The sequence below is a fragment of the Gemmata sp. genome (assembly GCF_051859125.1).
GTDB lineage: Bacteria > Planctomycetota > Planctomycetia > Gemmatales > Gemmataceae > Gemmata.
The window spans coordinates 67,956-93,116 of sequence record NZ_JBHYGG010000112.1 but is presented as its reverse complement, the minus strand read 5'-3'; the positions used below and the strand labels follow the sequence as shown (position 1 = coordinate 93,116).

At 69.4% G+C, this 25,161-nt stretch carries 32 protein-coding genes and 1 tRNA gene; 32 read left to right on the top strand and 1 reads right to left on the bottom strand.

Annotated elements, in window-relative coordinates; genetic code table 11:
• Positions 1-7: 7 nt before the first annotated feature.
• The 32 genes from ACTIGN_RS12125 to ACTIGN_RS11970 all read left to right on the top strand — a co-directional run bounded on the left by ACTIGN_RS12125 (position 8) and on the right by ACTIGN_RS11970 (position 24,383).
• Positions 8-370 carry a hypothetical protein gene (locus tag ACTIGN_RS12125; protein ID WP_439624132.1) on the top strand — a complete coding sequence of 121 codons (363 nt, stop codon included), beginning with the start codon at positions 8-10 and terminating at the stop codon, positions 368-370.
• A gap of 62 nt (positions 371-432) precedes the next feature.
• The gene (locus tag ACTIGN_RS12120) at positions 433-855 is read left to right on the top strand and encodes a hypothetical protein (protein ID WP_439624130.1); all 423 of its coding nucleotides are present in this window, start codon (positions 433-435) and stop codon (positions 853-855) included.
• A complete protein-coding gene (locus ACTIGN_RS12115; protein ID WP_439624128.1) occupies positions 849-1,613 on the top strand; it encodes a hypothetical protein in 765 nt (254 codons plus the stop codon). The genes ACTIGN_RS12120 and ACTIGN_RS12115 overlap by 7 nt, the downstream gene beginning before the upstream one ends.
• Before the next feature lie 115 nt (positions 1,614-1,728).
• Positions 1,729-2,043, top strand: coding sequence for a hypothetical protein (locus tag ACTIGN_RS12110; protein WP_439624127.1), 315 nt, complete (start codon positions 1,729-1,731; stop codon positions 2,041-2,043).
• Between the two features lie 50 nt (positions 2,044-2,093).
• Positions 2,094-2,678, top strand: coding sequence for an ERCC4 domain-containing protein (locus tag ACTIGN_RS12105; RefSeq protein ID WP_439624125.1), 585 nt, complete (start codon positions 2,094-2,096; stop codon positions 2,676-2,678).
• A complete protein-coding gene (locus ACTIGN_RS12100) occupies positions 2,678-2,926 on the top strand; it encodes a hypothetical protein (RefSeq protein WP_439624123.1) in 249 nt (82 codons plus the stop codon). The genes ACTIGN_RS12105 and ACTIGN_RS12100 overlap by 1 nt, the downstream gene beginning before the upstream one ends.
• Complete coding sequence (locus ACTIGN_RS12095) at positions 2,926-3,762, top strand: hypothetical protein (RefSeq protein ID WP_439624121.1); 837 nt, start codon at positions 2,926-2,928, stop codon at positions 3,760-3,762. The genes ACTIGN_RS12100 and ACTIGN_RS12095 overlap by 1 nt, the downstream gene beginning before the upstream one ends.
• Entirely contained in the window at positions 3,762-3,947 is a 186-nt protein-coding gene (locus tag ACTIGN_RS12090) for a hypothetical protein (protein WP_439624120.1), read from the top strand. Before ACTIGN_RS12095 ends, ACTIGN_RS12090 begins: the two co-directional genes overlap by 1 nt.
• 7 nt (positions 3,948-3,954) lie before the next feature.
• Complete coding sequence (locus tag ACTIGN_RS12085; RefSeq protein ID WP_439624118.1) at positions 3,955-5,661, top strand: DNA cytosine methyltransferase; 1,707 nt, start codon at positions 3,955-3,957, stop codon at positions 5,659-5,661.
• The gene (locus ACTIGN_RS12080; RefSeq protein WP_439624116.1) at positions 5,658-6,170 is read left to right on the top strand and encodes an ASCH domain-containing protein; all 513 of its coding nucleotides are present in this window, start codon (positions 5,658-5,660) and stop codon (positions 6,168-6,170) included. Before ACTIGN_RS12085 ends, ACTIGN_RS12080 begins: the two co-directional genes overlap by 4 nt.
• Entirely contained in the window at positions 6,167-7,003 is an 837-nt protein-coding gene (locus ACTIGN_RS12075; protein ID WP_439624114.1) for a hypothetical protein, read from the top strand. Before ACTIGN_RS12080 ends, ACTIGN_RS12075 begins: the two co-directional genes overlap by 4 nt.
• Before the next feature lie 59 nt (positions 7,004-7,062).
• Positions 7,063-7,599: an HNH endonuclease gene (locus ACTIGN_RS12070; protein WP_439624113.1), complete on the top strand. Its 537-nt coding sequence runs from the start codon at positions 7,063-7,065 to the stop codon at positions 7,597-7,599.
• Positions 7,599-7,784 carry a hypothetical protein gene (locus ACTIGN_RS12065; protein ID WP_439624111.1) on the top strand — a complete coding sequence of 62 codons (186 nt, stop codon included), beginning with the start codon at positions 7,599-7,601 and terminating at the stop codon, positions 7,782-7,784. The genes ACTIGN_RS12070 and ACTIGN_RS12065 overlap by 1 nt, the downstream gene beginning before the upstream one ends.
• 32 nt (positions 7,785-7,816) lie before the next feature.
• Positions 7,817-8,059: a hypothetical protein gene (locus ACTIGN_RS12060; protein WP_439624110.1), complete on the top strand. Its 243-nt coding sequence runs from the start codon at positions 7,817-7,819 to the stop codon at positions 8,057-8,059.
• Positions 8,056-8,409 (top strand): DUF4326 domain-containing protein, encoded by a 354-nt coding sequence (locus tag ACTIGN_RS12055; protein ID WP_439624108.1) that lies wholly within the window; start codon positions 8,056-8,058, stop codon positions 8,407-8,409. The genes ACTIGN_RS12060 and ACTIGN_RS12055 overlap by 4 nt, the downstream gene beginning before the upstream one ends.
• Positions 8,406-8,723, top strand: coding sequence for a hypothetical protein (locus ACTIGN_RS12050; RefSeq protein ID WP_439624106.1), 318 nt, complete (start codon positions 8,406-8,408; stop codon positions 8,721-8,723). The genes ACTIGN_RS12055 and ACTIGN_RS12050 overlap by 4 nt, the downstream gene beginning before the upstream one ends.
• Positions 8,720-9,094 carry a TIGR02996 domain-containing protein gene (locus tag ACTIGN_RS12045; RefSeq protein ID WP_439624104.1) on the top strand — a complete coding sequence of 125 codons (375 nt, stop codon included), beginning with the start codon at positions 8,720-8,722 and terminating at the stop codon, positions 9,092-9,094. The genes ACTIGN_RS12050 and ACTIGN_RS12045 overlap by 4 nt, the downstream gene beginning before the upstream one ends.
• On the top strand, positions 9,091-9,381 hold the full coding sequence (locus ACTIGN_RS12040) for a hypothetical protein (protein ID WP_439624102.1): 291 nt from the start codon (positions 9,091-9,093) through the stop codon (positions 9,379-9,381). The genes ACTIGN_RS12045 and ACTIGN_RS12040 overlap by 4 nt, the downstream gene beginning before the upstream one ends.
• Positions 9,369-10,082, top strand: coding sequence for a TIGR02996 domain-containing protein (locus ACTIGN_RS12035; protein ID WP_439624100.1), 714 nt, complete (start codon positions 9,369-9,371; stop codon positions 10,080-10,082). Before ACTIGN_RS12040 ends, ACTIGN_RS12035 begins: the two co-directional genes overlap by 13 nt.
• A complete protein-coding gene (locus ACTIGN_RS12030; protein WP_439624098.1) occupies positions 10,079-10,972 on the top strand; it encodes a hypothetical protein in 894 nt (297 codons plus the stop codon). Before ACTIGN_RS12035 ends, ACTIGN_RS12030 begins: the two co-directional genes overlap by 4 nt.
• Before the next feature lie 55 nt (positions 10,973-11,027).
• Positions 11,028-12,890, top strand: a complete 1,863-nt coding sequence (locus tag ACTIGN_RS12025) for a DNA primase family protein (protein ID WP_439624223.1) — start codon at positions 11,028-11,030, stop codon at positions 12,888-12,890.
• 745 nt (positions 12,891-13,635) lie between these two features.
• Positions 13,636-13,929: an HNH endonuclease gene (locus ACTIGN_RS12020; protein ID WP_439624097.1), complete on the top strand. Its 294-nt coding sequence runs from the start codon at positions 13,636-13,638 to the stop codon at positions 13,927-13,929.
• Positions 13,930-14,088: 159 nt separating this feature from the next.
• Positions 14,089-16,236, top strand: a complete 2,148-nt coding sequence (locus ACTIGN_RS12015) for a hypothetical protein (protein WP_439624095.1) — start codon at positions 14,089-14,091, stop codon at positions 16,234-16,236.
• A 286-nt stretch (positions 16,237-16,522) separates the two neighbouring features.
• On the top strand, positions 16,523-16,741 hold the full coding sequence (locus tag ACTIGN_RS12010; protein ID WP_439624093.1) for a hypothetical protein: 219 nt from the start codon (positions 16,523-16,525) through the stop codon (positions 16,739-16,741).
• Between the two features lies 1 nt (position 16,742).
• Positions 16,743-18,326: a phage portal protein gene (locus ACTIGN_RS12005; protein WP_439624091.1), complete on the top strand. Its 1,584-nt coding sequence runs from the start codon at positions 16,743-16,745 to the stop codon at positions 18,324-18,326.
• The gene (locus ACTIGN_RS12000; protein WP_439624089.1) at positions 18,319-19,158 is read left to right on the top strand and encodes a S49 family peptidase; all 840 of its coding nucleotides are present in this window, start codon (positions 18,319-18,321) and stop codon (positions 19,156-19,158) included. The genes ACTIGN_RS12005 and ACTIGN_RS12000 overlap by 8 nt, the downstream gene beginning before the upstream one ends.
• Positions 19,159-19,169: 11 nt before the next feature.
• Positions 19,170-20,711, top strand: coding sequence for a phage major capsid protein (locus ACTIGN_RS11995; RefSeq protein ID WP_439624087.1), 1,542 nt, complete (start codon positions 19,170-19,172; stop codon positions 20,709-20,711).
• Between the two features lie 77 nt (positions 20,712-20,788).
• The gene (locus ACTIGN_RS11990) at positions 20,789-21,079 is read left to right on the top strand and encodes a hypothetical protein (protein WP_439624085.1); all 291 of its coding nucleotides are present in this window, start codon (positions 20,789-20,791) and stop codon (positions 21,077-21,079) included.
• Between the two features lie 47 nt (positions 21,080-21,126).
• Positions 21,127-21,200: transfer RNA gene (locus ACTIGN_RS11985), tRNA-Met, on the top strand.
• A 51-nt stretch (positions 21,201-21,251) separates the two neighbouring features.
• Positions 21,252-22,187, top strand: a complete 936-nt coding sequence (locus tag ACTIGN_RS11980) for a capsid cement protein (protein ID WP_439624083.1) — start codon at positions 21,252-21,254, stop codon at positions 22,185-22,187.
• Positions 22,188-22,261: 74 nt separating this feature from the next.
• Positions 22,262-22,546 carry a spike base protein, RCAP_Rcc01079 family gene (locus ACTIGN_RS11975; protein ID WP_439624081.1) on the top strand — a complete coding sequence of 95 codons (285 nt, stop codon included), beginning with the start codon at positions 22,262-22,264 and terminating at the stop codon, positions 22,544-22,546.
• Between the two features lie 154 nt (positions 22,547-22,700).
• Positions 22,701-24,383, top strand: a complete 1,683-nt coding sequence (locus ACTIGN_RS11970; RefSeq protein ID WP_439624079.1) for a hypothetical protein — start codon at positions 22,701-22,703, stop codon at positions 24,381-24,383.
• Here the strand turns inward: ACTIGN_RS11970 and ACTIGN_RS11965 are convergent.
• Positions 24,371-25,105, bottom strand: a complete 735-nt coding sequence (locus tag ACTIGN_RS11965; protein WP_439624077.1) for an acyltransferase family protein — start codon at positions 25,103-25,105, stop codon at positions 24,371-24,373. The two genes, ACTIGN_RS11970 and ACTIGN_RS11965, sit on opposite strands and share 13 nt — an antisense overlap.
• Positions 25,106-25,161: the final 56 nt, after the last annotated feature.

Sequence of the window (25,161 nt, the reverse complement as noted above, 5' to 3'; positions counted from 1 at the left end):
CGGACCCATGAGCGAGCGACGAACGAGACCGAAGGCCCACCAGCGCACACTCACGCTGGCGACCGTGGGCCAACTCGCCGGCGGCCAGGCCGAGGCGATCATCAACGCGGCGCTGCGGGCCGCGCTCCGCGACACCGAGGACCGGGGCGCGGACAAGAAGCCGCGGAAGGTGACCATCGAACTCGAGCTCCGCAAGCTCGGCGACTCGGTGAGCGCGACGGCCAAGGCGAAGACGAGCCTACCGCCGTACCTGACCGACCCGACCATCGGCGAGTTGACGATGAACGACCGGGGCCAGCCCGAGATGCAGTTCAGCCCGGTGGCACCGGAGAACCCGGACCAGCCGGCACTCAGCGGCATCGAGGAGTGACGCGGCGCGAGCAGTAACCCCGGGCCGGGGACACTCTCCCTGGCCCACGTTGAGGAATCGAGATGGACGCCCACGAGTACCGCCGCCAGATCGCGATCGCGAGACTCGACGTCGCAATCGACGTGATGATTGCGTGGCGCGGCCGGTACGAAGATGACGAGCGGCCGGTGACGAAGGCGTGGGTCATCCAACTGTGCCCGACCCTGCGGCCCGGCAAGTTGTGCGGCGTACTGATGGTGAACAACACGGTGGACGTACAGGGGATCGGCTACATGGTGTGCGGTCACACCTACAAGCTCGTTCTCCGGTCCCGCTGCGGCACCTTGCAGAAGTTGCAGGCGGCAGGGGCCACCGTGACGCGGGGGCAGTTCCGCGAGGCGGCCCAGAAGAGCGGCGTGTCGCTGCCGGCCGAACACGCGACGTTGTACCTGCGTGTGGACAAGGACCAACTAACCCCGAACGCAAAGGACCACAGCCCATGTTGAAGGAAGCCTTGCAGTACATGAACGAACTCGGCCGCTCGTCGGCGTCGAGCATCGTCGAGACCAGCCGCGAGCCGCACCACGTCTACTTCATCCGCCGCAACAACGGCGAACTGGAGAAGGTGACGGCCGACGAGAAGCCCGAGCAGCACACCGCGCTGTCGCTCCAGGCGGTCACCGACAAGGCGATTGAGTACGCGCCGGACGCCGAGGTGTGGTACTCCCCGACCGAGATCGTCGCCGTCGTCGGCAAGGACCACCCCGGGACGGTGAAGCTCGCGCTCGTCGCGTCGGACCAGTACAAGCGGCTGGCCGACCTGAAGGCGCAGAAGCCGGCCATGACCCAGATGGACTTGATCCGCGACCTGCGGACCACGTTCCGCGACTCCCTGGCGCTGTGCGGCGACCTCGTGGAGTCGCTCCGCAAGGTGAACTTCCGGGCGACCGCGACGACGCAGGGCGAGGTGGGCCACGGGAAGGCGAGCCTCGGGAAGGAGATCACCGGCGAGGTGACCGGGCTCAAGGCGATCCCCGAGTACGTGACGTTCGAGTTCCCGGCCTACGCGAACCCGTCGTTCCGCTCGGTGTGGTGCCGGGTCGAGTGCGCGCTGGAGCCGGACCCGACGAACGGGTGCTTCCGGCTGCTCCCGCTGCCGGGGCAACTCGAGGTCGCGGCCGAGAACGCGCTCTCCTTCCTGGCCGACGAGTTGAAGAAGGAGTTGGCGGACTCCAAGGTCCGCTTGTTCTTCGGCAAGCCCTGAGCGGCCGCGTCCGGCTGCGACTGACCGCGTGACGCGATTGAAGTGAGTGTACCCAAGGCCGGGTGACGTTCGCCCGGCCCCGTGTCCCCCTGCGCGCTCTGAGGAGTTTTTCGCAATGAGCACTGTCATCAAGCCCACCGTCGGCCGCGTCGTGCTGTTCTACCCGGCCGACCGACTCGTCCAGGACCAGCCCCTTGCCGCGGTCGTCGCGGCGGTGTGGGGCGACCGGTGCGTCAACCTCGGCGTCTTCCACCGCAACGGCGTGCCGATGTCGCACCCGCCCACCAGCGTGACGCTCGTCCAGCCGGGCGACGTGCCGCCCTCGGTCGGCGCGTACTGCACGTGGATGCCGTACCAGATCGACAAGGCGGCGAAGCAGCAGGCCGAGGCCCGCAACGACCTGCACACCGAGGCGATGGCGTCGATCTGACCACGCGTCGCGTCGCAGCCCCGATCGACACCCACGGTGCGGACCCGACCATGCCCCGCAAGCAGCCCAACCCCGAGTTCCCGGTCACGGTCCTGTGCGACACGCGCGAGCAACTGCCGTTCGTGTTCGACGGGATCACCGCCGACCTGGAGACGCTCGACGGGCAGTGGCGCACGCCCTACGCGTTCGCGGACGTGCCGGCGGACCAGGAGCACGGCGGCGGGGCGTGGCGGGTCCGCACCGAGCGGGTGGCCCTCGCGAGCGGGGACTACTCGCTCGACGGGTACGCGACGGCGGTGGCGGTGGAGCGGAAGTCCATCAACGACCTGTTCCACACGCTCGGCCAGGGGCGGGCGCGGTTCCTGCGCGAGCTCGAGCGGCTGAGCGAGTACACGTTCGCCGCGGTGGTGGTGGAGCGGGAGTGGTCGGACATCTTCCTGCGGCCGCCGGTGCACTCGCGGCTGAGCCCGAAGAGCGTGTACCGGAGCGTGCTGGCGTGGCAGCAGCGGTTCACTCGGGTGCATTGGTTTTTCGCACCGGGCCGCGACTTCGCCGAGGTGACGACGTTCCGGATCTTGGAGAGGTTCGTGAAGGAGCAGGCCGAGAAATCGTTCCGCAAACCCAAGGTGACGTGATGCCGGTGAGCACAGTCGGATACCCCGCGGAGATGAGGGAGAAGGCGAAGTCGCAGGGCTCGCACCTCGTGACCCTCGACATCAACGGGAAGTTCGCAAAGAAGGGCGGCGCGACGATCCAAACGCACGTCCTCGACGCGGACGAACTCCAGCGGGTGTGGGACTTCTTCGAGTGGTTGACGATGGGCCGGCACCTCGACCGGGCCGGCAAGACGGCGCAGGCACCAGCAACCCCGAAGGTGAAGTGATGACCGCCGCCGCCAGGTTCCAACCCGTGAACGAGGTGCTCGACGCGAAGGCCGCGCGCAAGCGTCGGCAGGCGTTCTACACGCCCCTGGCCCTCGTCGCGAAGCTCGTCGAGTGGGCCGACGTGTCGGAGTACACGACGTGCCTGGAGCCGAGTGCCGGCGACGGGCGAATCGTTCACGCTCTCCGTGCGGCCGGGGCGGTGAGCGTGGCGGCGTGCGAGGTCGAAGCGGCGATGCACCCGAGGATCGAATCCGCGGGCGGAACCGTCGTCGGGACCGACTTCCTGGCCCACAGCGGAGCCCGGTACGACCGCATCGTCATGAACCCGCCGTTCAAGGGCAAGCAGTGCCCGCGGCACATCGAACACGCGTGGACGCTGCTCGCGCCGGGCGGGGTGCTGCTGTCGGTCGCGCCGACGACGCTCGTGGACGACGTGCGGGAGCAGCGGCTGAACCTGCACGGGTGCGAGTGGGCCACGGTGGAGCGGCTCGACGGGGACCTGTTCAAGGAGTTCGGCACCGGGATCGAAGTGGCCGTTGTGGAACTGCGCGAGGGCCGGAACGACCGGCCCGGCGACACGGGCGGCTTCGCGAACCAGGCGACGTGGAACGCGGCCCTGGCCATCGAGACGGACGCCGAGTTGTCGGCCACGGTCCGGAAGGACGGGTGCGACCGGGCGGCTCTGAAGCAGCGGGTAGTGCGGGAGATCGTCGAGGGCGGCGGGTCGGGGTACGGGATTGCGTGGAGCGAGGTGTGGGAGCACGTCGCGCCCGGGGCCGTGACGCGGTCGCAGATGGAAATCGAGGAGTACCTGCGTTCGGCGAGGGCCAACTGATGGACCCGGTGAAGTGGCTCGCGGAGCGGCTGTGGGACGTGCAGAAGCAGCAGTTCATCCGCGACGGATTGCGGCGACATGGCCCGCCCGACCCGGTGGGCCAGAGGGTGCGAGCGGCGGGCGCGGCGGCAGTGGTGGTGGCATGTGTCGTTGTGGCGTACACCTGGCGGTCAATCTGGAAGTGAGTCAGAGATGGTTGCGAAGCGGATCAACGTGGCCGACCTGTTCTGCGGAGCGGGCGGCACCTCGACGGGTCTGGGGATGGCGGCGGCGCGGCTCGGCCGGGCCGTAAACCTCACCGCCGTGAACCACTGGGACCGGGCCGTCGAGACGCACGCGGCGAACCACCCGAAGGCGTTCCACTTCTGCCAGAGCCTGGCCGACCTGGACCCGAAGAAGGCGGTGCCGGGCGGGAAGCTCGATCTGCTGGTGGCGTCACCGGAGTGCACCCACCACTCGGTTGCCCGCGGCGGCAAGCCTGTCAACGACCAGTCGCGGGCGTCGGCGTACTGCGTCCACCGGTGGTGCGCGGCCCTCGACGTGAAGCGGGTGCTGATCGAGAACGTCCCCGAGTTCCAGACGTGGGGGCCGCTCGACGCCAAGGGGCGGCCGACCAAGGCGGGCCGGGGGAAGTTGTTCGGCGCGTTCATCGACACGTTCAAGGCGATGGGCTACCGCGTCGAGTGGCGGGTGCTGAACGCCGCGGACTACGGCGGGGCGACCACGCGGCGTCGGCTGTTCATCCAGGCGGCGAAGGGGCGGTTGCCGATCCGGTGGCCCGAGCGGAGCCACGAGCCGGACCCGACGGCCGGGTTGTTCGCGTCGCTGCCGCGGTGGCGGGCGGCCCGGGAGATCATCGACTGGTCGCTGCCCGGGGAGAGCATCTTCACCCGGAAGCGGCCGCTGAGCGACAACACGCTGAAGCGGATCGAGGCGGGGCTGAGGAAGTTCGGCGGCGCGAACGCGGAGCCGTTCCTGCTGTTGCTGAACCGGACGAGGAACGCCCCGGTCGGGGTCGGCGAACCGATCTCCACGGTCACGGCAACCTCGTCCGACTTCGCCCTGTGCGAGCCGTTCGTCCTCCCGCCCGAGGGCATCCACCGCGGCAACGCGCCGCGCGGGGTCGGCCAGCCGATGCAGACGATCACGGCCGGCCGCGGCGGCGGTCAGTTGGTTCAGCCGTTCATCGCCCGGATGTGCAACAGCGGCGACGACAACTGCCGGGTGAAGAGTGTCGAACAACCGATCGGGACCATCCACGCCGGCGGCGGGTCGTTCGGCATCGTCGAGCCGTTCGTGATGCACACCACGCACCACGGTAGCGATCGCGTGTACGACCCGGCCGAGCCGCTGCCGTGCGTCACGGGGGCGAACCGGGGCGAGCAGGCGCTGGTCTCGCCGTTCATCGTCCCGACCAACTACGGCGAGCGGGAGGGCCAGAGCCCGCGGTGCCACGACGTCGACAAGCCGTTCCCGACGGTCGTCGCCGGCGGCTCGACGCACGGGCTCGTGCAACCGTTCATCGTCCCGCAGATGTCGAGCAACGGGCCGCGGTCGGTGAGTTCGCCCATCCCGACCGTCACCACCACCTCGCGGGGCGTCGGGCTGTGCGAGCCGTTCCTCGTCCCGTTCTACGCCAACGGCCTGGCCGACGCCGTGGCCGACCCGCTCCGGACCGTCACCACCAAGGACCGGCACGCCCTCGTGGAGCCGGACCGGTGCCGCCTCGACATCCGGTTCCGCATGCTCCAGCCGCACGAACTCGCGGCCGCGATGGGGTTCCCGAAGGACTACAAGATCACCGGCAACCGCAGCGAGCAGGTGAAGCAGGTCGGGAACGCGGTCGAGGTGAACCAGGCGAAGGCGCTCATCCTGGCCATGCTGGAGGACGTCGCGTGAAGTGCCTCAGCCTGCACCAACCGTGGGCGTCCCTGATGGTGTCCGGCGCGAAGTGCGTCGAGACCCGCGGCTGGCCCCTGAGATACCGTGGCCCGCTCCTGATTCACGCAGCGAAGAAGTGGGACGGGGACCTCGCGTTCATTGCGGCCGGACAACCGTTCCGCGCCGCCTTGGAGCGATCCGGGATCGTGTTCGAGGCGACCGAGGCGGCGGCCAAGCGGGGGTGGGGGCTGCCGTTCGGCGCGATCGTCGGGCGGGTGGACGTGGTGAACGTGGTCCACACCGACGACGTGGCCGACGAGTTGGGGTACCACGACGGCCCGTACCACCTGACCCCGGACGGGGTCCTGTACGTGACCGAGACCGAGCGGGCGTTCGGGAACTTCGACCCGCGGCGGTGGGCGTTCCTGTGCGAGAACCCGGTGCGGTTCGCGAATCCGATCCCGTACCGCGGCGAGCGAGGGTTGTTCGAGGTGCCCGACGAACTGGTGAGGGAGAACATCGCATGAGAACCGTCAACGCACTGGCCCCGTGGTTCGGTTCCAACCGCAGCCTCGCGCACAAGGTCGGCGAGTTGCTCACCGACTGCACCTGGGTGGGCGTGCCGTTCGCCGGCGGGATGTCGGAGTTGCTCCACATCACCGCCCGCACGCTCCTCGTGAGCGACCTGCACGCGCACGTCCTGAACCTCGCCGCGGTCGTCGCGGACCCGGACCTGCGGCCGCGGCTCGTCGATCAACTCGACGGCCTGCCGGTCCACCCGGACGTTCTGGCCAGTGCCCAACTCCGGTGCCGGTGGTACGAGGAGCAAGGCGTCCACCCGCCCTGCCTCGAGTGGGCGGTGAACTACTTCGTCTGCGCGTGGATGGCCCGCAACGGGACCGCCGGCACCGCGACCGAGTTCAAGGCCGGCATGTCGACGCGGTGGACCGCGAACGGCGGCGACTCGGCGATCCGGTTCCGCAACGCGACCGAGTCTCTCGCCCAATGGTCGGAGGTGATGCGTCGCTGCACGTTCATCAAGCTCGACGTGTTCGCGTTCTTGGGGCGGGTGTGTGACCAGGCGGGCCACGGTGTGTACCTCGATCCGCCGTTCCCGGGACCGGGCGACGACTACAAGCACAAGTTCGACGAGGCGAGCCAGCGGAAGCTCAGCCGCGAACTCACCGCCTTCAAGAAGTGCCGGGTTGTGTGCCGCTTTTATAGGCACCCCTTGATTGAGGAGCTTTATCCAGCCGCCCGCTGGGAATGGATCGACTGTGCCGGAGGGAAGAAGCAGACGAACGAGACCGCACCTGAGGTCCTCATTGTTTCCAAGGACATCGAGGAGAAGGGGCAATGAAGGGGCGAACCAAAACGCTTCCGCTCCAAGACTGTGCATCCATCGAGTTACGAGACTCGATGCAGGTGGTTCTTTCCTGGGTGGAACGCGGGATCTTGGTGATCGAGTCGGACGGCACGGTCTGGCGCTGTGCGGTCATGACCAGATGGGGAGCAAGGCCAGTCGCTCGGCGGCGTGTTGACCCGATCGGCACTGGAGGCTACCGCCGCGTAAAGGTCACCGAGCAGTACCAGCAATACTGCGTTTCCGCGCACCGCCTCGTGTGGACGCACCACAACGGCATGATTCCCGACGGCATGGACATCAACCATCTCGATGCGGTCAGGGGCAACAACCATCCGAAGAACCTTGAGGCGGTCACCCGTTCTGGCAACGCCAAGCACGCGCACAAGGTTGGCAGTTACAAGGACCGCAAGCGGCGGTTCTCGCCGGAGGTCGAAGCGGAAATCAGAAGGCTTAGGGCGAGTGGACTCAGTTGGCGGAAAGTTGGTGCTCACACTGGTGTCTCGCCGACTTGGTGCCGTCAGTTCGTGGCACGTCACGGTCTAGTGGCCGCGCCGGAGGTGCTGTTGGTCAACCGAACAGGGGGTGCGTGATGGGGTTCCTGAGCAACAGCAGCGGGATCATGACCGCCGGGTTTCGCGTTCCCGAACCGAACCGGGCGTACTGCGCGAACTGCAAGGGCAAGGGGTTCGACCTGACGAAGAAGTCGCGGCACTCTACCAAGTGCCAGCGCTGCCGCGGGAAGGGGTTCACCACCGTCGGCAACACGAAGCGGTGACCGTGATTCGAACTGTGAACCGAGGACAACCGATGCCAGCCGAAGCCAAGACCGAACCGCGCGTGTGCCGGTGGTGCTGCCCGCGCCTCACCCGCACCTTCCACATCTTCCGCGGCGGCAAGTCGCTGTGCGGGGTGTGGAGCCTCGACGACCGCGGTGGCCAAGTGCTTGCGCCGGACCTGCTGGTCGCCCCGTCGTCGCTCAATGAATGCCACCGCTGCATTCACGTGTTCAACACCGAGATCGTGACCAACTCAACCGAGGCGAGCAAGTGATTCGCGTAGTCAACGTGAAGGGCATGAACAAGCCGGCCGACCGCGCCGGCGTCGTGTACTGCGGCCGCCCGTTCGCGGGCTGGAAGGGCCACGCGCTCGGCAACCCGTTCCGGCCCAAGCCCGGTGACCCGATCGGCACCTGCCTGGAGCGCTACCGCAAGTGGCTCCTGGCCCGCCCGACACTCGACGCCGACCTGGCCGCGCTGTGGGAGGAGACGGGCCGCGGGGCCAAGCCGCTCGGGTGCTGGTGCGTGAGCGCGGCCGCGGGCGACGGCTCCGAGGTGGTGTGCCACGCACAGATCCTCGCGGAGATGCTGCGCGAGCGGTTCGCACGGGGAGGGGCAGCATGAGCGACCAGTCATTTCGCGGGCTGTCGGTCAAGGTGCGGCAGTGGATGGCCGGGGCGAAGCACGCCATCGTCTACGGCGGGTGCCTGTACGTCAGCCCCGCCATGCACGCACTCTTCAAGGACACGACCCCGGGGGAACTGGAGTCCCTCCTGACCAACATCGGGGCGGTAACCGTGCCGTACCGGGAAGGCTGGGATGTCGCCGGGTTCGTCGGCCGGCCCGGCGAGGATGGGTACGGGGTGGCAATGGTAGACATCGGGATGTTCACCGGGCTACCGACGCTGGGCATGACGACGAAGGGAGGGCCGACATGAGCGACCGGGCATTCCTGGCGAAGATCGAAGAGGAGCCGGCGGAGGCGCTGCACAAACTCGCCTACGCCGACTGGCTCGATGAGCAGCGGCGGCACGGGCTGGCGTTCGCGTACCGGTGGGCGGCCCGCCGCGGTCACCACCCGAGGGTCACGCCGGGGATCAAGCGGGCGGTCTGGTCAACGTTCCGCAGGGGCCAGCACAAGCCGGCGTGGCCGAGTCAACTCCCGCCGCTCGTGTTCGCACAGTTGCGGCCGCTGAAGCAGGTGACGACGACATCGTACGCGCCGCCCAACTACCGCTGTCGCGACATGTCCATCGCGTTCGCGGCCCTAGCCGACGTGCTCCAGAAACTCCGAGAGGTGATCGAATGAGCGATGCCAACATCGCAGCGCGTGCGGCCCTCGCCCACCTGGACCGTGACCACCTGGCCCACGTTCACCTCGCGGCCGCCGACGCCCTCGGCGAACTCGCGAAGTTGTTCAAGCCCGGCATGCGGCTGACGTTCGTCGCGCGGCACCCGGACCACGCCGAGCGGCACGTGATTGTGAGCGACGACAGTACGCAGGGGCTGGCCGACCTGATGGCCAAGAAGGTAACCGAGGAGCGCGGCCCGTGGTGGAATCAGGCGACCGCCGTTGAGGGAGGGTGCCCACTGTGAACACCGACTCGCCCCTTGCATCCCCCGAGTGGGCCGGCTTCGTCGCCTCAATGCGGTTCGCGCCGCGCGACGACACGCCCCGGCTCGTCGCCGCGGACTGGCTCCAGGACGCCGGCCTGCCCGAGCTCGAGGCGTGGGCCGACTTCGTCCGGCTCCAGGTGGAAGCGGCGCGGCACGCCCCGGTCCGCACGCACCTCTACACCGACTCGTGCGACTGCGGGGCGTGCCGGCCCGAGCGGCGGGCGACGACCCTGTTCGACCGGTGGGGGACGCACTGGGGGTGGCACAGCTTCGGTCACGTCACCACGACGCAGCGGATCGGGAAGGCGAGCGACTTCGACCGCGGGTTCATCGGCAGTGTGACCGTGACCCTGAAGGACTGGAAGGTCGCGGACGTGCCGAAGGACGTGGCCCCGCTGTACGAGCGGACCCCGCTGCCGAACCTGCTCGTCGTCCTCGACAACCTGCGGAACGGCTGGGCACTGCGGGTCACGCTCGACGCCAGCAACCGCAGCGGGTTCCTCGCGGTCGCCGCCATGATCTTGCCGAACCCCGCACTCGCCCGGACCAAGCCGTACCGCGCGTCGCGAATCATCGGCCGCCGCAACGACTTCGCCCGCGCGGTCAAGGGGGCGGTCCGCCAGGCCGTGGCCAACCGGAACGACTGCTTCCCGCCTTCGTTCGCGGGGACCGCACCATGAACGCCGCAGCCGTCGCCGCGGACCTGGCCCGGTTCGTCCACCCCGAGCAGGTGACCGAGCTCCGCGCCCTCAGCGTGGGCGGGCCGGGCCGCACGTTCAGCGGCTGGTTCGACGGCGCGCACCTGCTCGACATGGCGCGCAACGCGCTCGCGCTCACCCGCCAGGCCGCCGGCGTGTACTTCGTCCCGAACCCGGTCCACCCCGCGGTCGCGGCGAAGCGGATGAACGTGGTGCTGAACGTGCCGAAGGGGTTCCGGCTCACCCACGACGAGGATGTGCTCGAACGCCGCTACCTCATGGTGGACATGGACCCGCGCCGCCTCCACCTCGACGACCCGGCCAGCGACGACCAGAAGTGTCCGACCACGGCGCGGGAACTGGCCTTCGCGAAGCGGACCGCCGACCGGTACGTCCGGCCGTTCCTCCGCGCGCTCGGGTTCGCCGAGCCGGTCGTGATGTGCAGCGGGAACGGCGTCCACCTCGTGTACCGCTACAGCGCCCCGCTCCCCACCGCCGCCTGGGGGACGCTGGCGGACCCGATCGCGGAGACGCTCCGCGCCCTCAGCGACCGCTTCACCTGCTACGGCGTGTCGATCGACGCCGACACCTACACCCCGTCCCGGATGCTCAAGGTGCCCGGGACCATTGTCCGCAAGGGCGAGGCGACGCGGTCCCGGCCGCACCGGCTCGCCAGAATCATAGAGGTGCCCGATGGATGGCGAGAACCCGACGCCCCACCCGCCGCTCCCCCAGGAGGTGCGGAACCTGCTGAACACCACCAGCCAGACGGGCGAGTGGAAACCGCGGGCCAGGGTCGAACCCCTCGCCGCGTGTCCCGAGACGACCCGCGCCTGTTCGACGGAGGAGAGCGTAGTCCAGCGGTGCATTGAGTACCTGGCGACGCTCCCGGAAGCGATCCAGGGTTCCCGGGGCTCGGCCGCCGCCATGCGCGCGGCCCGCGTCGTCTGCTGGGGGTTCGACCTCGGCGAGGACACGGGGTACTCAATCCTGGCCGAGCACTACAACCCGCGGTGCCAGCCGCCGTGGTCCGAGTCGGAACTGCGGAAGAAGTGCCGCGACGCCATGAGCCGGGCGGACGCCAACAATGCCCGCGGGTGGCTGCGCGACGCGGAGAACCCCCACGCCGCCGTCGCCGCGGCCGCCGCCCGCACCGGCCCGCACCCGGCCGACCTCATCATCCCCGGGCTGCTCGGCCCGCTCGCCCCGGCGTTCCCGGCCGCCGGCCCGCCCACGCCTCCCGGCTCGCCCCCCGCTCCCCCGCGCCCGCCGTCGGAGGGCCAAGGGACCGGTGCGGCGGGCGACGACCCCGGTGACGACGGCTCGCACCGGCCCGCGACCGCAACCACGACGATCGGCGTCGAGGATGACGACCCGTACAAGCTCGCCCGCCAGTTCCTCGAACGGTTCGACCACCCGGACGGGTGCCGGCTCCGTTACTGGGCCGGCGAGTTCTGCCTCTGGATCAGCGGCGCGTACTCCACCATCAGCGAGGACGAACTGCGCGGCCAACTGTCCTCGTGGACCGAGAACGAGTTCATGCGGACCCACCTGGCCCGCATCCAGGTGTACACGAACAACGCGGAGAAGTCGCCCGACGCCAGGGACAAGGAGAAGGTCCCGACCAAGCGCCGCGTCAGCCGCAACCTCGTGTCCGACGTGCTCCAGGCCGTCCGCGGGCTCGTGGCCATCCCCTCCACCAAGAGCCCGCCGTGCTGGCTCGGGGACGGGCCGCCGGCCGCCGAACTGGTCGCGGCGAAGAACGGGCTCGTCCACCTGCCGTCGCTGGTCGCTGGGCTCGACTCGGCGTTCACCCGGTCCACCCCGAAGTTCTTCAGCTTCAACCGGGTCGCGTTCGACTTCGAACCGGACGCCCCGTGCCCGCGGCAGTGGCTGAACTTCCTGTCGCAACTGTGGCCCGACGACCCGCAGAGCGTCGCGTGCCTGCAGGAGTGGTTCGGCTACCTCATCACCCCGGACACGTCGCGCCACAAGATGCTGCTCCTCCTCGGCCCGCCCCGCGCCGGCAAGGGGACCATCGGCCGCGTCCTCAAGGCGCTGGTCGGGGAACTGAACGTCGCGGCCCCGACCCTCGGCAAGCTCGCCGAGCAGTTCGGGCTCCAGGACCTGATCGGCAAGCCGGTGGCGATGATCGGCGACGCCCGCCTGTCGGGCCGCACCGACGCCGTGGCCATCACCGAGGAACTGCTCAGCATCAGCGGCGAGGACGACCGGACCATCGCCAGGAAGTACGCCACGTCGGTCACCATGAAGCTGCCGACCCGGTTCGTGTTCCTCTCCAACGAGATGCCGCAACTCGGCGACACGTCCGGCGCGCTCCTCGGCCGCATGGTGATCCTGCGCCTCACCCGGTCGTTCCTCGGCGTCGAGGACCACGAGTTGTTGGAGAAGCTGCTCGTCGAGTTGCCCGGCATCCTCCTGTGGGCCGCGGACGGGTGGACCCGGTTGCGCGAGAACGGCCAGTTTACCATGCCCGAGTCCGCGACCGAGATCCGCGACGAGGCCGAGGCCGTCACCTCGCCGATGCGGTGCTTCATCCGGGACCGCCTGGAGGTGACCGAAGACGAGTCGGACTTCGTATCGAAGACCGAGTTGTACTCCGCGTGGGTCGAGTGGTGCAGGAAGTCCGGCCGGGAGAACATTGACCACCTCGAACGGTTCGTGGTGAGGCTCCGGGCAGCTATGCCGAATATTCAGGCAAAGCGGTCCCGCGACGGGTCAACACGGACCCGCGGGTACACCGGTCTGCGACTCGTATCCGAGTTCTAAGTTGGGGAGTTGTTTACGTGAGTGGTCCGGGGTGGTCCGGGTGCGGTCCAGGTGCGTGGTCCACGTCCCGGAGCCTAGAAATCCCTGTGTGGTCCAGGGTGGTCCAGGTGGTCTTACTAAAAGGTAAATACACACACACCGCACCTATATAGGAACAGTACAGTTCTTTAGTTGAAAACGGTTTCCGCCGAACACCTGGACCACCCTGGACCACCCTTGTTTTCCAGCGAATAAGTGGCCCAAAAGTCGGATTCGACCTGGACCACTTGACCTGGACCACCTGGACCACGACGAGAAGGACGAACGATGCTTGCTCACGGACCGAAACCAGGGTTTCTGATTCGCGTGCCCGACAACTGCGCCGGCTCCGACATCGCGCGACGTTACGACCGACTCGCTGACGATGCCCTCGGGGAGATCGAGAATCGCCTGGTGATGGGGTCATGGGACGGATTCACGATCCGAGCAGCTCATGTTTGCTCTTCTCGCCTGAGGCGCAAAGCTGGGCCAACATGGCAGAACAAGTGCGAGGTGTGGACGAAGAGCCTGAGATTGCGTGGTCTTGACTCTGCAGCGAAGCAGGCCCGCAGGAGCCGATGGCGATACTCAACAGCCACGTGGAAAGATACCGTGGTGCGTCTAGCTCAAAACTGCCAACAATCAAACTGGAGATCTGTTCGATCACCTTGGGTCATCTGGACAGTTGGTCACTCAAAGAACTTAAACCGTAGAGGAGAAGGTAGATATGCCCTCCGCGTTGCAAAGCACGATTAAGGCAAGCGAGTTGATGAAGCTGCTCGAACGCCAAGACTTCCGGTGTGCCTATACTGGGCGATCGCTATCACCAGAAACTGCCAGCGTGGACCACATCACGCCTATCAGCCGAGGCGGGTTGAACGAACTCAGCAACCTTGCTATCGTTCACATGGACGTCAACACCGCCAAGTCATCTATGACCCTCGAAGAGTTCGTGGCCGTGTGCCGTGAAGTTGTCGACAACTTTGAGCGACATATGTCATCGAATCGAATTAAAGAATGACAAACGACTGATAGACATGAATCAGTCTAACGTTTGTCAATCCGGGTCCTTCCCAGGCTCGCGCCGTTCCTGACCACACCGGGAACTACCAGCTTTGGGGACTGACTTTCTTTCTGGCGGTTGACCGTGCCCACAAAACCTCCCAAATCGCCGACGCCCGTGAAGAAGGCTCGCAAGCCCGCGGCCGGCTCTGCGGACCCGTACTCGGCGCACCGCGAGCGCGCGGCCGAGCGGCAGCGCGACCTTTCGACCAAGGGCCGCGAGATCGGTCCGCCGCCGAAGGTCAAGAACCCGAAGCGGCGCAAGCGGTGCGGGGTGTCGCTGAAGGAGTTCTGCGAGACGTACCTCGCCGAGCGGTTCGCGATGGCCTGGAGCGACGACCACCTCACCGTCCTGGCCCGCCTCGAAGGGGCGATCCTGCGCGGCGGGCTGTTCGCGCTGGCGATGCCGCGCGGGAGTGGGAAGACGTCGATCTGCGAGGCGGCGGCACTGTGGGCGGTCCTGTACGGGCACCGGCGGTTCGTCGCGATCGTCGGCGCGGAGAGCGACGCGGCGGTCGAGGTCATCGACTCGATCAAGATGCTGATTGAGACCAACGACCTGCTCCTGGCCGACTTCCCGGAGGTGTGCTACCCGGTGCGGAAGCTGGAGGGCCAGACGAACCGGGCGAACGGGCAGACGTGCCGGGGGGTGCGGACCCGGATCGGGTGGGCGCAGAAGGAGGCGGTGTTCCCGACGGTGAAGGGGTCGAAGGCGTCGGGGTCGGTGATCCGGGTGACGGGGATCACGGGCCGGGTCCGCGGGATGAAGGCGGCGACGGCGAGCGGGGAGAGCCTGCGGCCGGACTTCGCGATCGTGGACGACCCGCAGACGGACGAGTCGGCGGACTCGCTGGGGCAGAGCGAGAAGCGGGAGAAGGTGATCAAGGGGGCGGTGAAGGGGCTGGCCGGGCCGGGCAAGACGATCTCGATGGCGATCCCGTGTACGGTGATCTCCCCGGGCGACCTGGCCGAGCGGCTGCTGGACCGGGACCGGAACCCGCAGTTCCGCGGCGAGCGGATGCGGATGGTGTACCAGTTCCCCGAGCGGCAGGACCTGTGGGACCGGTACGCGGACATGCGGCGGGCGTCGTTCCGGGCCGGGGGCGAGGGGGAGGACGCGACCGAGTTCTACCGGGCGAACCGCGAGGCGATGGACCGGGGCGCGGTCGTCGCGTGGCCGGCCCGGTTCGACCCGGAGAGCGAGATCAGCGGGCTCCAGGCCGCGATGAACCTGCGGCTCGACAACCCGATCGCGTTCGCCGCGGAGTACCAGAACGAGCCGCTCACGCAGGCGCTGCCCGGGATGCGGTCGCTGGAGCCGGTCGCGACGGCGGCGCGGCTGTCGGGGGTGCCGCGGGCCGAGGTGCCGCGGGAGTGCGCGACCCTCACCGCGTTCATCGACGTGGGCAAGGCGGTCCTGTGGTACGCGGTGTGCGCGTTCGACGGGCGGTTCGCGGGGAGCGTGATCGACTACGGCCCGTACCCCGCGCAGAACCGGGCGTACTTCCGGGCCGACGACGCGCGGCCCACCCTGGCCGACGTGTACCGCGCGGCCGGGAGCGACGACGAGCGGCTGTACCTGGGGCTGCGCGACCTGACCCGGATGGTCCTGGGGACCGAGTACCGCCGGCACGAGACGGGCGAGCCGCACAAGGTGCAACTGTGCCTCGTGGACCGCGGGTGGAAGCCCGAGATCGTCCACCGGGCGGTGCGCGAGGCGGGGACGCACTCCGCGCTGCTCCGGCCGTCGGTGGGCCACTCGGTCGGCAGCACCGGGCGGCTCGTGCGGCAGTGGAACGAGATGCCGGGCGAGGTGCTGAGCGGGCCGGGCCAGCCCGCGTGGCGGTGGGGGTACGCGAAGGGCGAGCACACGACCGGGCGGCGGGTGATCTTCGACGCGGACCAGTGGAAGGGGTTCGTGGCCGACCGGTTCCTGACCCCCCTCGGCGGGTACGCGCCGCTGACGCTGTGCGGGGTGCGGGGCGAGGCGGACCCGGACGACCACCGGATGCTCTGCGACCACCTGGGGGCCGAGTTCGGCGGCCCGGCTCGGACGTCCGACCTCGAGTACGAGAAGTGGCAGGCCCGGCCGAACCGCGACAACCACTTGTGGGACTGTGTTGTGGGGTGCGCGGTCGCGGCCGGCGTGCTGGGAGCGCGGTGGGAGGTGGCGACGGCGGTCGGGATGCCGTCGGTGCCGAAGCCTCCGCGCCCGAAGGTGAAGCTGAGCGACCTGTACCGCGAGAAGCACGGGGGCACGCGATGACGAAGACCAGCAAGGGTTTCACCTGTCCCACCTGCGGCACGCCGATGGGCGTTGTGAAGACCGTGGCCACGGCGAACGGCGTCATCAAGCGCCGCCGTGCCTGTGCCACGTGCGCCTACCGTTGCACCACCGAGGAGCGGCGCAAGGGCGCACTAATACCCCCCGGTCATTACTGCCCCCCGGCGTCAACGAACTGAGCGCCCGGACCCGCGACAACTCCCCCGGCCCGCGCAATGGTGAAGGTGTCAGCCCAAACTGCCGCCGCTTTCACCGTTGCCGGTGCCCAGTGCCCGACCTCACCGAGAGCATCGAGTCCCTCACCGAGACGATCGTGACCGAGGCGGCCCTGCCGCTGAAGTCCGAGGCGGACGGCCAGTCCGCGCAGGGTCGATCGCTCGACGAGCTCATGCGGGTCCGTGACAAGTTCAAGGCCGAGAGTGCCGGCAGGACGTCGGCGTGGGGCCGGATCAAGATGGCGCGTGCAGTCCCCCCGGGGAGCACCTGACATGCGCCGCCGCTCACCTCAACCCGACGCGGGCCAGTCGGCCGCGTTCACGTCCGGACCGCCGGCGAACAAGCCGGCCCGCGCCACTCCCCGTGGTTCGGGCCGCGCTTCCCGCTACGACGCGGCGCAGACCACGGGCGAGAACAAGAACCACTGGTCCGCCGCCGACTCCCTGAGCCCCAACGCGGCCAACAGCCCGCTCGTGCGGCACCGGCTCCGGACCCGGGCGCGGTACGAGTGCGAGAACAACGGGTACGCGGGCGGGCTCGTCCGCGGCCGGGCCGAGGCGACCGTGGGCGTTTGCCCGCGCCTCCAACTCACGCTGCCCGAGACGTACAGCGCGAACGACGCCGACTTCCAGCGGACCGTGGACGTGCGGCTCGACGCCGACGAGGCGCGGAGGCTCGCGCGGGCCGTCGAGGCGAAGTGGAACGAGTGGGCCGACGCGACCGGCCTGGCCGACAAGTTGCGGCTCATGGACAAGTCGGAGACCCGCGAGGGGGAAGTGTTCGCTGCGGCGTTCACGAACCCGCGGCTCGATCCGGCCGGGGTGCAACTCGATCTGAAGCCGATCGAGGCCGACCAGTGCGCGACGCCGGACCTGGACCCGACCGACCGCGACGCCGTGGACGGCATCCGATTCGACCAGCACGGGAACCCCGTCGAGTACCACTTCCTCAAGCGGCACCCGGGCGACTCGCTCTCCTGGGCGGCGCACTGGGAGTACGACCGGTACCCGGCGGCGCGGGTGTTCCACCTCTACGACCCGGACCGGTGCGGCCAGGCCCGGGGGGTGTCGGCGCTCACCGCCGGCCTGCCCCTGTACGCGATCCTTCGGCGGTACACGCTGGCCAGCCTCGGCGCGGCCGAGCTCGCGGCGATGATCGCCGGGGTGATCGAGAACCCGAACGCCCCGATCGGCGACGGGGACGACGACGCGCCCGAGTTCGAGGCGATGGACGCGGTCCCGTTCGCCCGTAACGCGCTGCTCACGCTGGCCGGCGGGCAGACGGCGAAGGCGTTCAAGAGCGAGCAGCCGTCCCCGTCGTACCGCGAGTTCAAGGGCGAGGTGCTCACCGAGGCCGGCCGCGGGGTCGGGGCCGCGCGGAACACCGCGACCGGCTCGAGCGCCGAGTACAACTTCTCGTCCGGCCGCCTGGACAAGTTGCCCGAACAGCAGGGGTACCGCATCCGCCGGGACCGGTGGCGGCGGCTGCTCCTGGACCGGCTGTTCCGCATGTGGCTCGCCGAGGCGGTGCTGATCCCCGGCTACCTGCCGGCGAACCTCCCGGCCCCGGCCGCGTTCAAGTGGAAGTGGCGGTGGGACGGGTTCGGCAGCATCGACCCGGTGAAGGACGCGACCGCCCACGAGATCATGATGCGGTCGGGCGAGACGACCCTCGAGCACGTCGCGGGCGAGCGGGGCGAGGACTGGGAAGAGGTGATCGAGCAGCAGGCCCGCGAGATGCGGATGCGGCTCAAGCACGGCCTGCCGGCGAACCCCGCGCAGCCCACCGCGGCCCCCGCGACCCCGAAGCCCGCCCCGGACGCCGAACCCGCCGAGGAGGGCCCCGCCCGTGATTGAGCCCATCCTCGCGGCCCCGGCGTTCCGCCGCTTCGACGAGTACCTCGGCTGCTGGGCGTACGAGCCCGAGCGGTTCCTCGCGCAGTGGCAGATGATCCGCGGCGTCGACATGACGCGGCACATGGCCGCGCCGCAGCCGGACCGCCCGGCCGGGTACGCCACGCTGCCCGCGCGGGGCGGGAAGAGCATCGCCGTGCTGAAGGCGACCGGCACCCTCATGAAGCAGGCGTCGTCGTTCGGCGGCACCTCGACGATCCAACTGCGCCGCGACGTGCGGCAGGCGGCCGCGGACCCGAACGTGTCGGCCATCCTCCTGGCCATCGACTCGCCGGGCGGGACGACCGCCGGCACCGCGGACCTGGCCGCCGACGTGCGGGCCGCGCGGAAGGCCAAGCCGGTGTGGGCCCACATCGACGACCTTGGCGCGTCGGCCGCGTACTGGGTGGCGTCGCAGGCCGACATGATCTTCGCGAACACCTCGACGGCGCTCGTCGGGTCGATCGGCACGCTGCTGACCGTGTACGACATGTCGGCCAGCGCCGAGCGCGAGGGGATCAAGACCCTCGTGTTCAAGACCGGCCCGCTCAAGGGGGCGGGCGTCCCCGGGAGCGTCATCACCGACGAGCAGCGGGCGCACTTCCAGAAGATCGTCGACGACGGCCAGGGCGCGTTCGACGCCGCGGTCCGCGCCGGCCGCGGGCTGACCGCCGCGGAACTCGCCGCGGTCCGCACCGGGGGCGTGTTCGGCGCGGCCGAGGCGCTCTCCCTCAAACTCATCGACGGCATCCGCAGCCTGGACAAGACCATCGAAGCCCTGGCCAACGCCAAATAAAGGGGACCGCCATGAACGAGTTCAACGATTGGCTGAAGGCCAACAGTTTCGACCCGGAGACCGTGACCGAGGCGCAGAAGCCGGCGCTCCAGGCCGCGTGGCGGGCCAGCCTGAACAAGCCCGCGCCGGACCCGACGCCCAAGCCGGCCCCGGCCCCGGGCGGCGGCACCGCCAGCGGCGACACCCTCGACGACATCCTCGAGGCCCGCCGCCGCGAGGACGGGCGCAAGCAGGCGATCACCGAACTGGCCGCGAAGTACCTGGCCGAGAGCCCGGTGAGCGTGGACACGATCGAGCGGATCGGCCGCCTGGCCATCGACGGCAAGTGGGACCTGCAGAAGGCCGAGCTCGAGATGATGCGGTGCAGCCGCGGGTCCGGGCCGATCGTGTACGCCCCGTCGCAGCCGGAGGCGACCGCCGAGGTGGTCGAGGCCGCGGTGTGCCGCGCCGCCGGGCTCCAGTCGATCGAGAAGGAGTTCAGCGAGCGGACCCTCACCGCGCTGGACCGGACCCACAAGCGGGGCATGGGGTTGCACCAACTCATCGGCACCGCGGCCCGCCAGCGCGGGTGGCGCGGGGACAGCGTCAAGCACGACCTCGGCCGCGCGATGAAGCTCGCGTTCCGCGAGGCCGACGACTTCGGGGACCGCCGCCTGGCCGTCGGGCCGTCCACGCTGAGCGTGAGCGGCATCCTGTCGAACGTCGCGAACAAGATGCTGAAGGAGGCGTTCCTGTTCGTCGAGCGGGCGTGGCGCGAGATCTGCGCGGTCCGCCCCGTGTCGGACTTCAAGGAGGTGACGTCGTACTCGCTGACCGGGGACATGACGTACGACAAGGTCGCGCCGGGCGGGCTCCTCAAGCACGCGACGCTCGGGAACGAGACGTACGGGAACAAGGCCGACACCTACGGCAAGATCCTCGGCATCGACCGCCGGGACATGATCAACGACGACCTGGGGGCGTTCGCCGGGGCGACCAAGCGGCTCGGCCGGGGCGGCGCGCTCAAGATCAACGACGTGTTCTGGACCGCGTTCCTGGCCAACCACACGACTTTCTGGACCGCCGGCCGCGGGAACTACGACGACGGCGTCGACACCGCGTTCGGCCACGCCGGGCTCACGGCCGCGATGATCATCTGGGCCGCGAAGACCGACCCGGACGGGAAGAAGCTGGGGTCCAAGCCGGCCATCCTGCTGGTGCCCCCGGCCCACGACATCCCGGCGTGGCGGCTGATGAACTCCGAGTTCTTCGGCACCACCGGGACCGACGGCGAGAAGAACCCGTGGGCGCGGAAGTTCAAGCAGGTCACGTCGGAGTACCTGAACGACTCGAACATGGGCGGCGGGTACTCGGCGCTCGCGTGGTACCTGCTGGCCAACCCGCAGGACCTGCCGGTGATCGAGATGTGCTTCCTGGACGGCCAGGAGATGCCGACCGTCGAGAGCGTCGAGATGGACGCCGACCGGCTCGGCATGGCGCTCCGTGCCTGGCACGACTTCGGCGCGCGTCAGCAGGAGTACCGCGGCGGGCTCAAGCTCAAGGGCGAGGCGTAAGGGCCGCACCCGGGCGGCCCGCACATCGCGCGGGCCGCGTCACCCGACCGCTCACCACACACCGTTAAGGGCCAGCCATGAGCACGCTGCGACTGCTGAAGGACCACGCCAAGTACGGCAAGAAGGGCACCGTCGCCACGGTCCCGTTCGTCGAGGCGAACGCGCTCGTGTCGGCCGGCCACGCCGAGCGGCCGGGCCAGGGCGCTGGCCACGCGCACCCCGCGCCGGCCCCGGCCCCCGCGGTGCCGACCGTCCCGAAGGCCGACCACGACGCGGCCCTGAAGAAGATCGCGGACCTCGAGGCGGAGGTGGCCGACCTGAAGGAACTGCTCGCCGCGGCCGACCCGAAGAAGCCGCCGGCGAAGTGACGACCCGGGGCCGGCCCGCGCGACCCGCGGGTTCCGGCCCTACCGCTTGCAGGGTAGAGAAGCGGTCAATCTCGCCTGGTTCATTCCCAGGAGACCGCCGGTTCGAATCCGGCCCCTGCGACTCAGACCGCGACCGCGATCGCGACCACAGGCCCCTTACCGGAGCGCTCCCATGCCGAAGGCACAACTCGTTCAGTGCGGCGAAGTGATCGACTGGACCGCCGACGCGGCGTACTCCGCGGGCGACGTGATCCAACTCCGCGACGGGCGGGCCGCGGTCCTCACCACGGACGTGGTCGCCGGGGGCGTGGTCGGCGTGTACGTCGCCGGCATCTTCAAGGTCGCGAAGACCGCGTCGATGGTGGCCCTGATCGGCTCCGGCCTGTTCTGGGACTACTCGGCGTCGGCCGCGCACCTCCTGCACCGCAACGACCGCGACTTCTACCTCGGCGCGGGCCAGGAGGACGCCGCGAGCGCCGCCACCACGGTCCTCGTGGCCCTCAACGTAAAGCCCGAGTACGCCGTGAGCCTGGAGCACGGGTTCCAGTCGCTGGTCGTGCAGACCGCCGGGTTCCCCTACACACAGGGCAACGGCCGCGGGGCCGGGGTCGCGTTCAGCGCGACGGCCGAGGCGCAGAAGGCGGACGCGCTGTCGCTGCGGGGCATGGCCCCGGCCGGGATCGCCATCGTGGACGCGCTGGTCTGCGTGAACCTCAACGGCGACGCGGCCGCGGTGGACATCAACGTCGGCCTGGCCAACGGCACGCACGCGACCGACGCCGACTCCATCACGGAGCACCTGTTCTGCCACGTCGACGGCGCGAGCACGAACATCAACTTCCAGTCGAAGGACGGGACCACCACGGTCGCGAGCGCGGACTCGACGGTGGACTTCACCGCCGGGACGCCGTTCCTCGTGCAGTTCGACCTGCGCGACCTGAGCGACATCCAGGTGTACGTGGACGGCGTGAACGTGCTGCCGGCGAGCGTGTTCAAGCTGAACGCGGCGACCGGGCCGCTGAAGGCGCTGCTGCACATGGAGAAGACCAGCGACGACAGCCCGGGGAACGTGTGCGCGTTCGTCGGGGCGCGCACCGCGAAGGTGTGATCGGTGCGCGGCTGGGTGCGGGTGGTGGCGGCGGCGTGGGGTCGAATCGCGAAACCCGTTGAGTGGGGTCGGCCATGAAGACGGGACTGTTTCACGAATCGACCGAGACGACCGCCCCGGGGTACGGGTCCAAGACCGTCGTGCCGTCGGACACTGACCCGATCTACGTCGGGGAGTACGCGCGAGAACTCGTGGTGTTCTCGGCCGGTGCGGTGTGCTTCGTGGGCGCGGACGGGGCGACCGACACGTGGACGTTCACGAGCGGGATGGGTTACCCGCAACGGATCAACATCGCGGTGACCAAGGTGAAGGCGACGGGGACCACGGTGATCGCGGGAGACATTAAGGCCATCCGGTGAGGCTCGTCATGGGGATTGGGGTCGGGATTGGGCTTGGCATTCGCGTTCCGCCGAGCGGTGGCGTTCCGGCGGACGCGATGCGGTGGCCGGACGGATCGGTGATGTACTGGCCCGACGGATCGCCTATGCGGTGGCCATCGTGAGGGGTTGACTCGTGAGCTTCAATAACACCGTCACCGCGCTGACCAACCTCACCGTCACGTCGAACACCCTGTTCCCGTGCAGCGAGGCGTCGGCTCGCAACGAGATCACCGCGGCCAACCTGCTGGCGGGGCTTTCGGTCGTCACCGGCGGCACGGTCCCGGCGAGCTACGCCCCGTCGTCCACGGCGTGGCTCGCGTTCATAGACGCGGACTCCGTGTCCGGCAGCGACGGCGACGCCGTGTCGTCGCTCGCCCTGAGTTACGGGTCCACCTCCGCGTTCACCCAGGCCACCGGGGCGAACCGGCCGCTGCTCAAGACGGGGGCCAACGGGCTCAACGGTCACAACGGCGTCCTGTTCGACAAGTCGAACGACAGCCTCAACACGACCACGGGCGGGGCGGGCCTGACCGGCTCGTGGTACGTCGCGGCGGTGTGCAAGTTCACGGGGGCGGCCTCGACCTACGAGAACGTCCTCTCCTGGGGCGACGCCGGGGTCACGGGCAAGCGGCGGTCCCTTGCCCGGACCCCCGCCGGCAACCTCGTGTTCCTGGGCGAGAACGCCGACGTCAACACCACGACCGCGCTCGCGGGCGGGACCGCGTACCTGCTGGAGGCGGCCTACGACGGGTCCAGCCTGACGCTCCGCGTGAACGGCACGGTGGTGAAGTACGCGGCCGCCTCTTTCGTTGCCTACTCTTCGGCCGTGCTGCGGCTCGGGACCAACAACGGCGGCACCGAGCCGTTCGGCGGGAGCCTGTACCTCGCGGCCTTCCTGGGGAGCGTGCCCAGCGTCCCGGACCAGATCGGGCTCCGGTCCTACGTGGCCGCCCGGTACGGACTCACAATTGCCAACTCGACCCGCGCGGGCCACCTCCCGGTCTTCACCGCCGACCGCGCCGTGGACATCGGGGCCGTCTTTCAGACCGGCCAGAACATTGTGTTTGGCGGGCTCGTGCCCCTGAGCGTGGGGTCCAGTTACGCGGAAGCCGCCGCCTCCTGGACCGGGACGGCGGCGGTGACGGTGAACGGGTCGCTGGCGTGCCTCGGGGCCGGCAGCGAGCACCTGCTCGCGCGGGACGGGGGGGACAACGTCGGGGCCGTGTGGTCCAAGCAGGCGTTCTCCGCGCTCCGGTACCTGAGTTGGAACGGCAGCGAGCGCGGGGCGCTGGGCGTCGCGTGGGACAGCGCCTACCCGTTCGGCGGCCCCAACGGGTCCATGTACTGCGAGTTCTCGAACTTCGAGGACGCCGGGCTGTACGGCGACTACCGCGAGGTGCAGACGAACTCGGGCGGGACCGCGAAGGTCCGGCGGCGGGTCCGCGACGACACCTACGCCATTGAGGAGTACGACTTCACGGCCGCCGCGACGGTGGCCAACGCGCCCACGACCGGCCTCGTCAAGCTCAACGGCCGCCCGGTCACGTCCACCGCCAACGACGGCACCCTCGACACCAACATCACCACCGGGGCCACGCAGTGCGGCCTCGTGGTCGTGAAGGACGCCACCAACAGCAAGTGCGCGGTGTACCGGCTGGAGAACGCCACCCTGACGCTCGTCTCGGCCGACGCCGAGTTTAGCACCACCCAGGGCACGGCATCAAAGGTCAACGTGTACGCCAACTCCGGCCAGATCAGGTTGGAGAACAAGACCGGCGGGGCACTGAGTCTCACCGCCGCCTACTACGGTGCGTGACGCGGCCGGAGCAGCGGCCGCTCAGCGACCTGGAAGAACACCCAGGCCGCTGCCACGGAGATCGGGACGGCGACCAGGGCCGGCGGCGTGCCGGGGGGAAGGCGGGCGAGCGCGACCGGGGCGACGATCACCCACAGCGTGAACCCGTACCCCTGGTCGAACGGCTGGTCCGACCCGACGCACCACGCGGTCCACAGGAGGGAGCAGCCGAGAGCGGCCGCCGCGACCCACCACACCCCGGCGACGCGGACCGCGGGCACGATGGCAAGGGCGAACGCGGCGTAGAGCTGGCACTCCAGGGCGAGCGTCCAGAACACCACGCCCCCGGTCGTCGCGTACTCGGGGACCAGGTTGTGCGTCATGGTGAGGTGCGCGAGCAGATCGCCCCACCCGCGGAGCGGCGAGAGGAACGCCCGGTCGGGACCGAACCGGAGCGCGACGAGGTAGCAGACCGCGAGGGCCGCAACGTAGGGCGGGTAGATCCGCCACCACCGCCGCACGGCGAACTCGCGGAGGCCCAGACGCCACTCGCGTTTCGTGACCGGGTACGCGAGGCAGAACCCGGACAGGACCAGGAACAGGTTCACGCCGAGGTAACCGGTGAGCGCGAAGCTCGCCCAGACCCGCGGGCCAATCGCCTCGGGAACGGTGGCGAGGCCGAACGTGTGTTGCGTGTGGACGAGCACGACCCACAAGCACGCGACGCCGCGGAGGGCGTCCACCGCGGGCAGACGATCCGGCTGACGACTTGGTGATTCACTCATTCAGGAGACGATAC

Excerpts from the sequence above, each read along its gene's own strand:
- ACTIGN_RS12125 (WP_439624132.1), top strand. The coding sequence starts at position 8 with ATGAGCGAGCGACGAACGAGACCGAAGGCCCACCAGCGCACACTCACG.
- ACTIGN_RS12120 (WP_439624130.1), top strand. The coding sequence starts at position 433 with ATGGACGCCCACGAGTACCGCCGCCAGATCGCGATCGCGAGACTCGAC.
- ACTIGN_RS12115 (WP_439624128.1), top strand. The coding sequence starts at position 849 with ATGTTGAAGGAAGCCTTGCAGTACATGAACGAACTCGGCCGCTCGTCG.
- ACTIGN_RS12110 (WP_439624127.1), top strand. The coding sequence starts at position 1,729 with ATGAGCACTGTCATCAAGCCCACCGTCGGCCGCGTCGTGCTGTTCTAC.
- ACTIGN_RS12105 (WP_439624125.1), top strand. The coding sequence starts at position 2,094 with ATGCCCCGCAAGCAGCCCAACCCCGAGTTCCCGGTCACGGTCCTGTGC.
- ACTIGN_RS12100 (WP_439624123.1), top strand. The coding sequence starts at position 2,678 with ATGCCGGTGAGCACAGTCGGATACCCCGCGGAGATGAGGGAGAAGGCG.
- ACTIGN_RS12095 (WP_439624121.1), top strand. The coding sequence starts at position 2,926 with ATGACCGCCGCCGCCAGGTTCCAACCCGTGAACGAGGTGCTCGACGCG.
- ACTIGN_RS12090 (WP_439624120.1), top strand. The coding sequence starts at position 3,762 with ATGGACCCGGTGAAGTGGCTCGCGGAGCGGCTGTGGGACGTGCAGAAG.
- ACTIGN_RS12085 (WP_439624118.1), top strand. The coding sequence starts at position 3,955 with ATGGTTGCGAAGCGGATCAACGTGGCCGACCTGTTCTGCGGAGCGGGC.
- ACTIGN_RS12075 (WP_439624114.1), top strand. The coding sequence starts at position 6,167 with ATGAGAACCGTCAACGCACTGGCCCCGTGGTTCGGTTCCAACCGCAGC.
- ACTIGN_RS12070 (WP_439624113.1), top strand. The coding sequence starts at position 7,063 with ATGCAGGTGGTTCTTTCCTGGGTGGAACGCGGGATCTTGGTGATCGAG.
- ACTIGN_RS12065 (WP_439624111.1), top strand. The coding sequence starts at position 7,599 with ATGGGGTTCCTGAGCAACAGCAGCGGGATCATGACCGCCGGGTTTCGC.
- ACTIGN_RS12060 (WP_439624110.1), top strand. The coding sequence starts at position 7,817 with ATGCCAGCCGAAGCCAAGACCGAACCGCGCGTGTGCCGGTGGTGCTGC.
- ACTIGN_RS12050 (WP_439624106.1), top strand. The coding sequence starts at position 8,406 with ATGAGCGACCAGTCATTTCGCGGGCTGTCGGTCAAGGTGCGGCAGTGG.
- ACTIGN_RS12045 (WP_439624104.1), top strand. The coding sequence starts at position 8,720 with ATGAGCGACCGGGCATTCCTGGCGAAGATCGAAGAGGAGCCGGCGGAG.
- ACTIGN_RS12040 (WP_439624102.1), top strand. The coding sequence starts at position 9,091 with ATGAGCGATGCCAACATCGCAGCGCGTGCGGCCCTCGCCCACCTGGAC.
- ACTIGN_RS12030 (WP_439624098.1), top strand. The coding sequence starts at position 10,079 with ATGAACGCCGCAGCCGTCGCCGCGGACCTGGCCCGGTTCGTCCACCCC.
- ACTIGN_RS12025 (WP_439624223.1), top strand. The coding sequence starts at position 11,028 with ATGCGCGCGGCCCGCGTCGTCTGCTGGGGGTTCGACCTCGGCGAGGAC.
- ACTIGN_RS12020 (WP_439624097.1), top strand. The coding sequence starts at position 13,636 with ATGCCCTCCGCGTTGCAAAGCACGATTAAGGCAAGCGAGTTGATGAAG.
- ACTIGN_RS12005 (WP_439624091.1), top strand. The coding sequence starts at position 16,743 with ATGCGCCGCCGCTCACCTCAACCCGACGCGGGCCAGTCGGCCGCGTTC.
- ACTIGN_RS11995 (WP_439624087.1), top strand. The coding sequence starts at position 19,170 with ATGAACGAGTTCAACGATTGGCTGAAGGCCAACAGTTTCGACCCGGAG.
- ACTIGN_RS11990 (WP_439624085.1), top strand. The coding sequence starts at position 20,789 with ATGAGCACGCTGCGACTGCTGAAGGACCACGCCAAGTACGGCAAGAAG.
- ACTIGN_RS11980 (WP_439624083.1), top strand. The coding sequence starts at position 21,252 with ATGCCGAAGGCACAACTCGTTCAGTGCGGCGAAGTGATCGACTGGACC.
- ACTIGN_RS11975 (WP_439624081.1), top strand. The coding sequence starts at position 22,262 with ATGAAGACGGGACTGTTTCACGAATCGACCGAGACGACCGCCCCGGGG.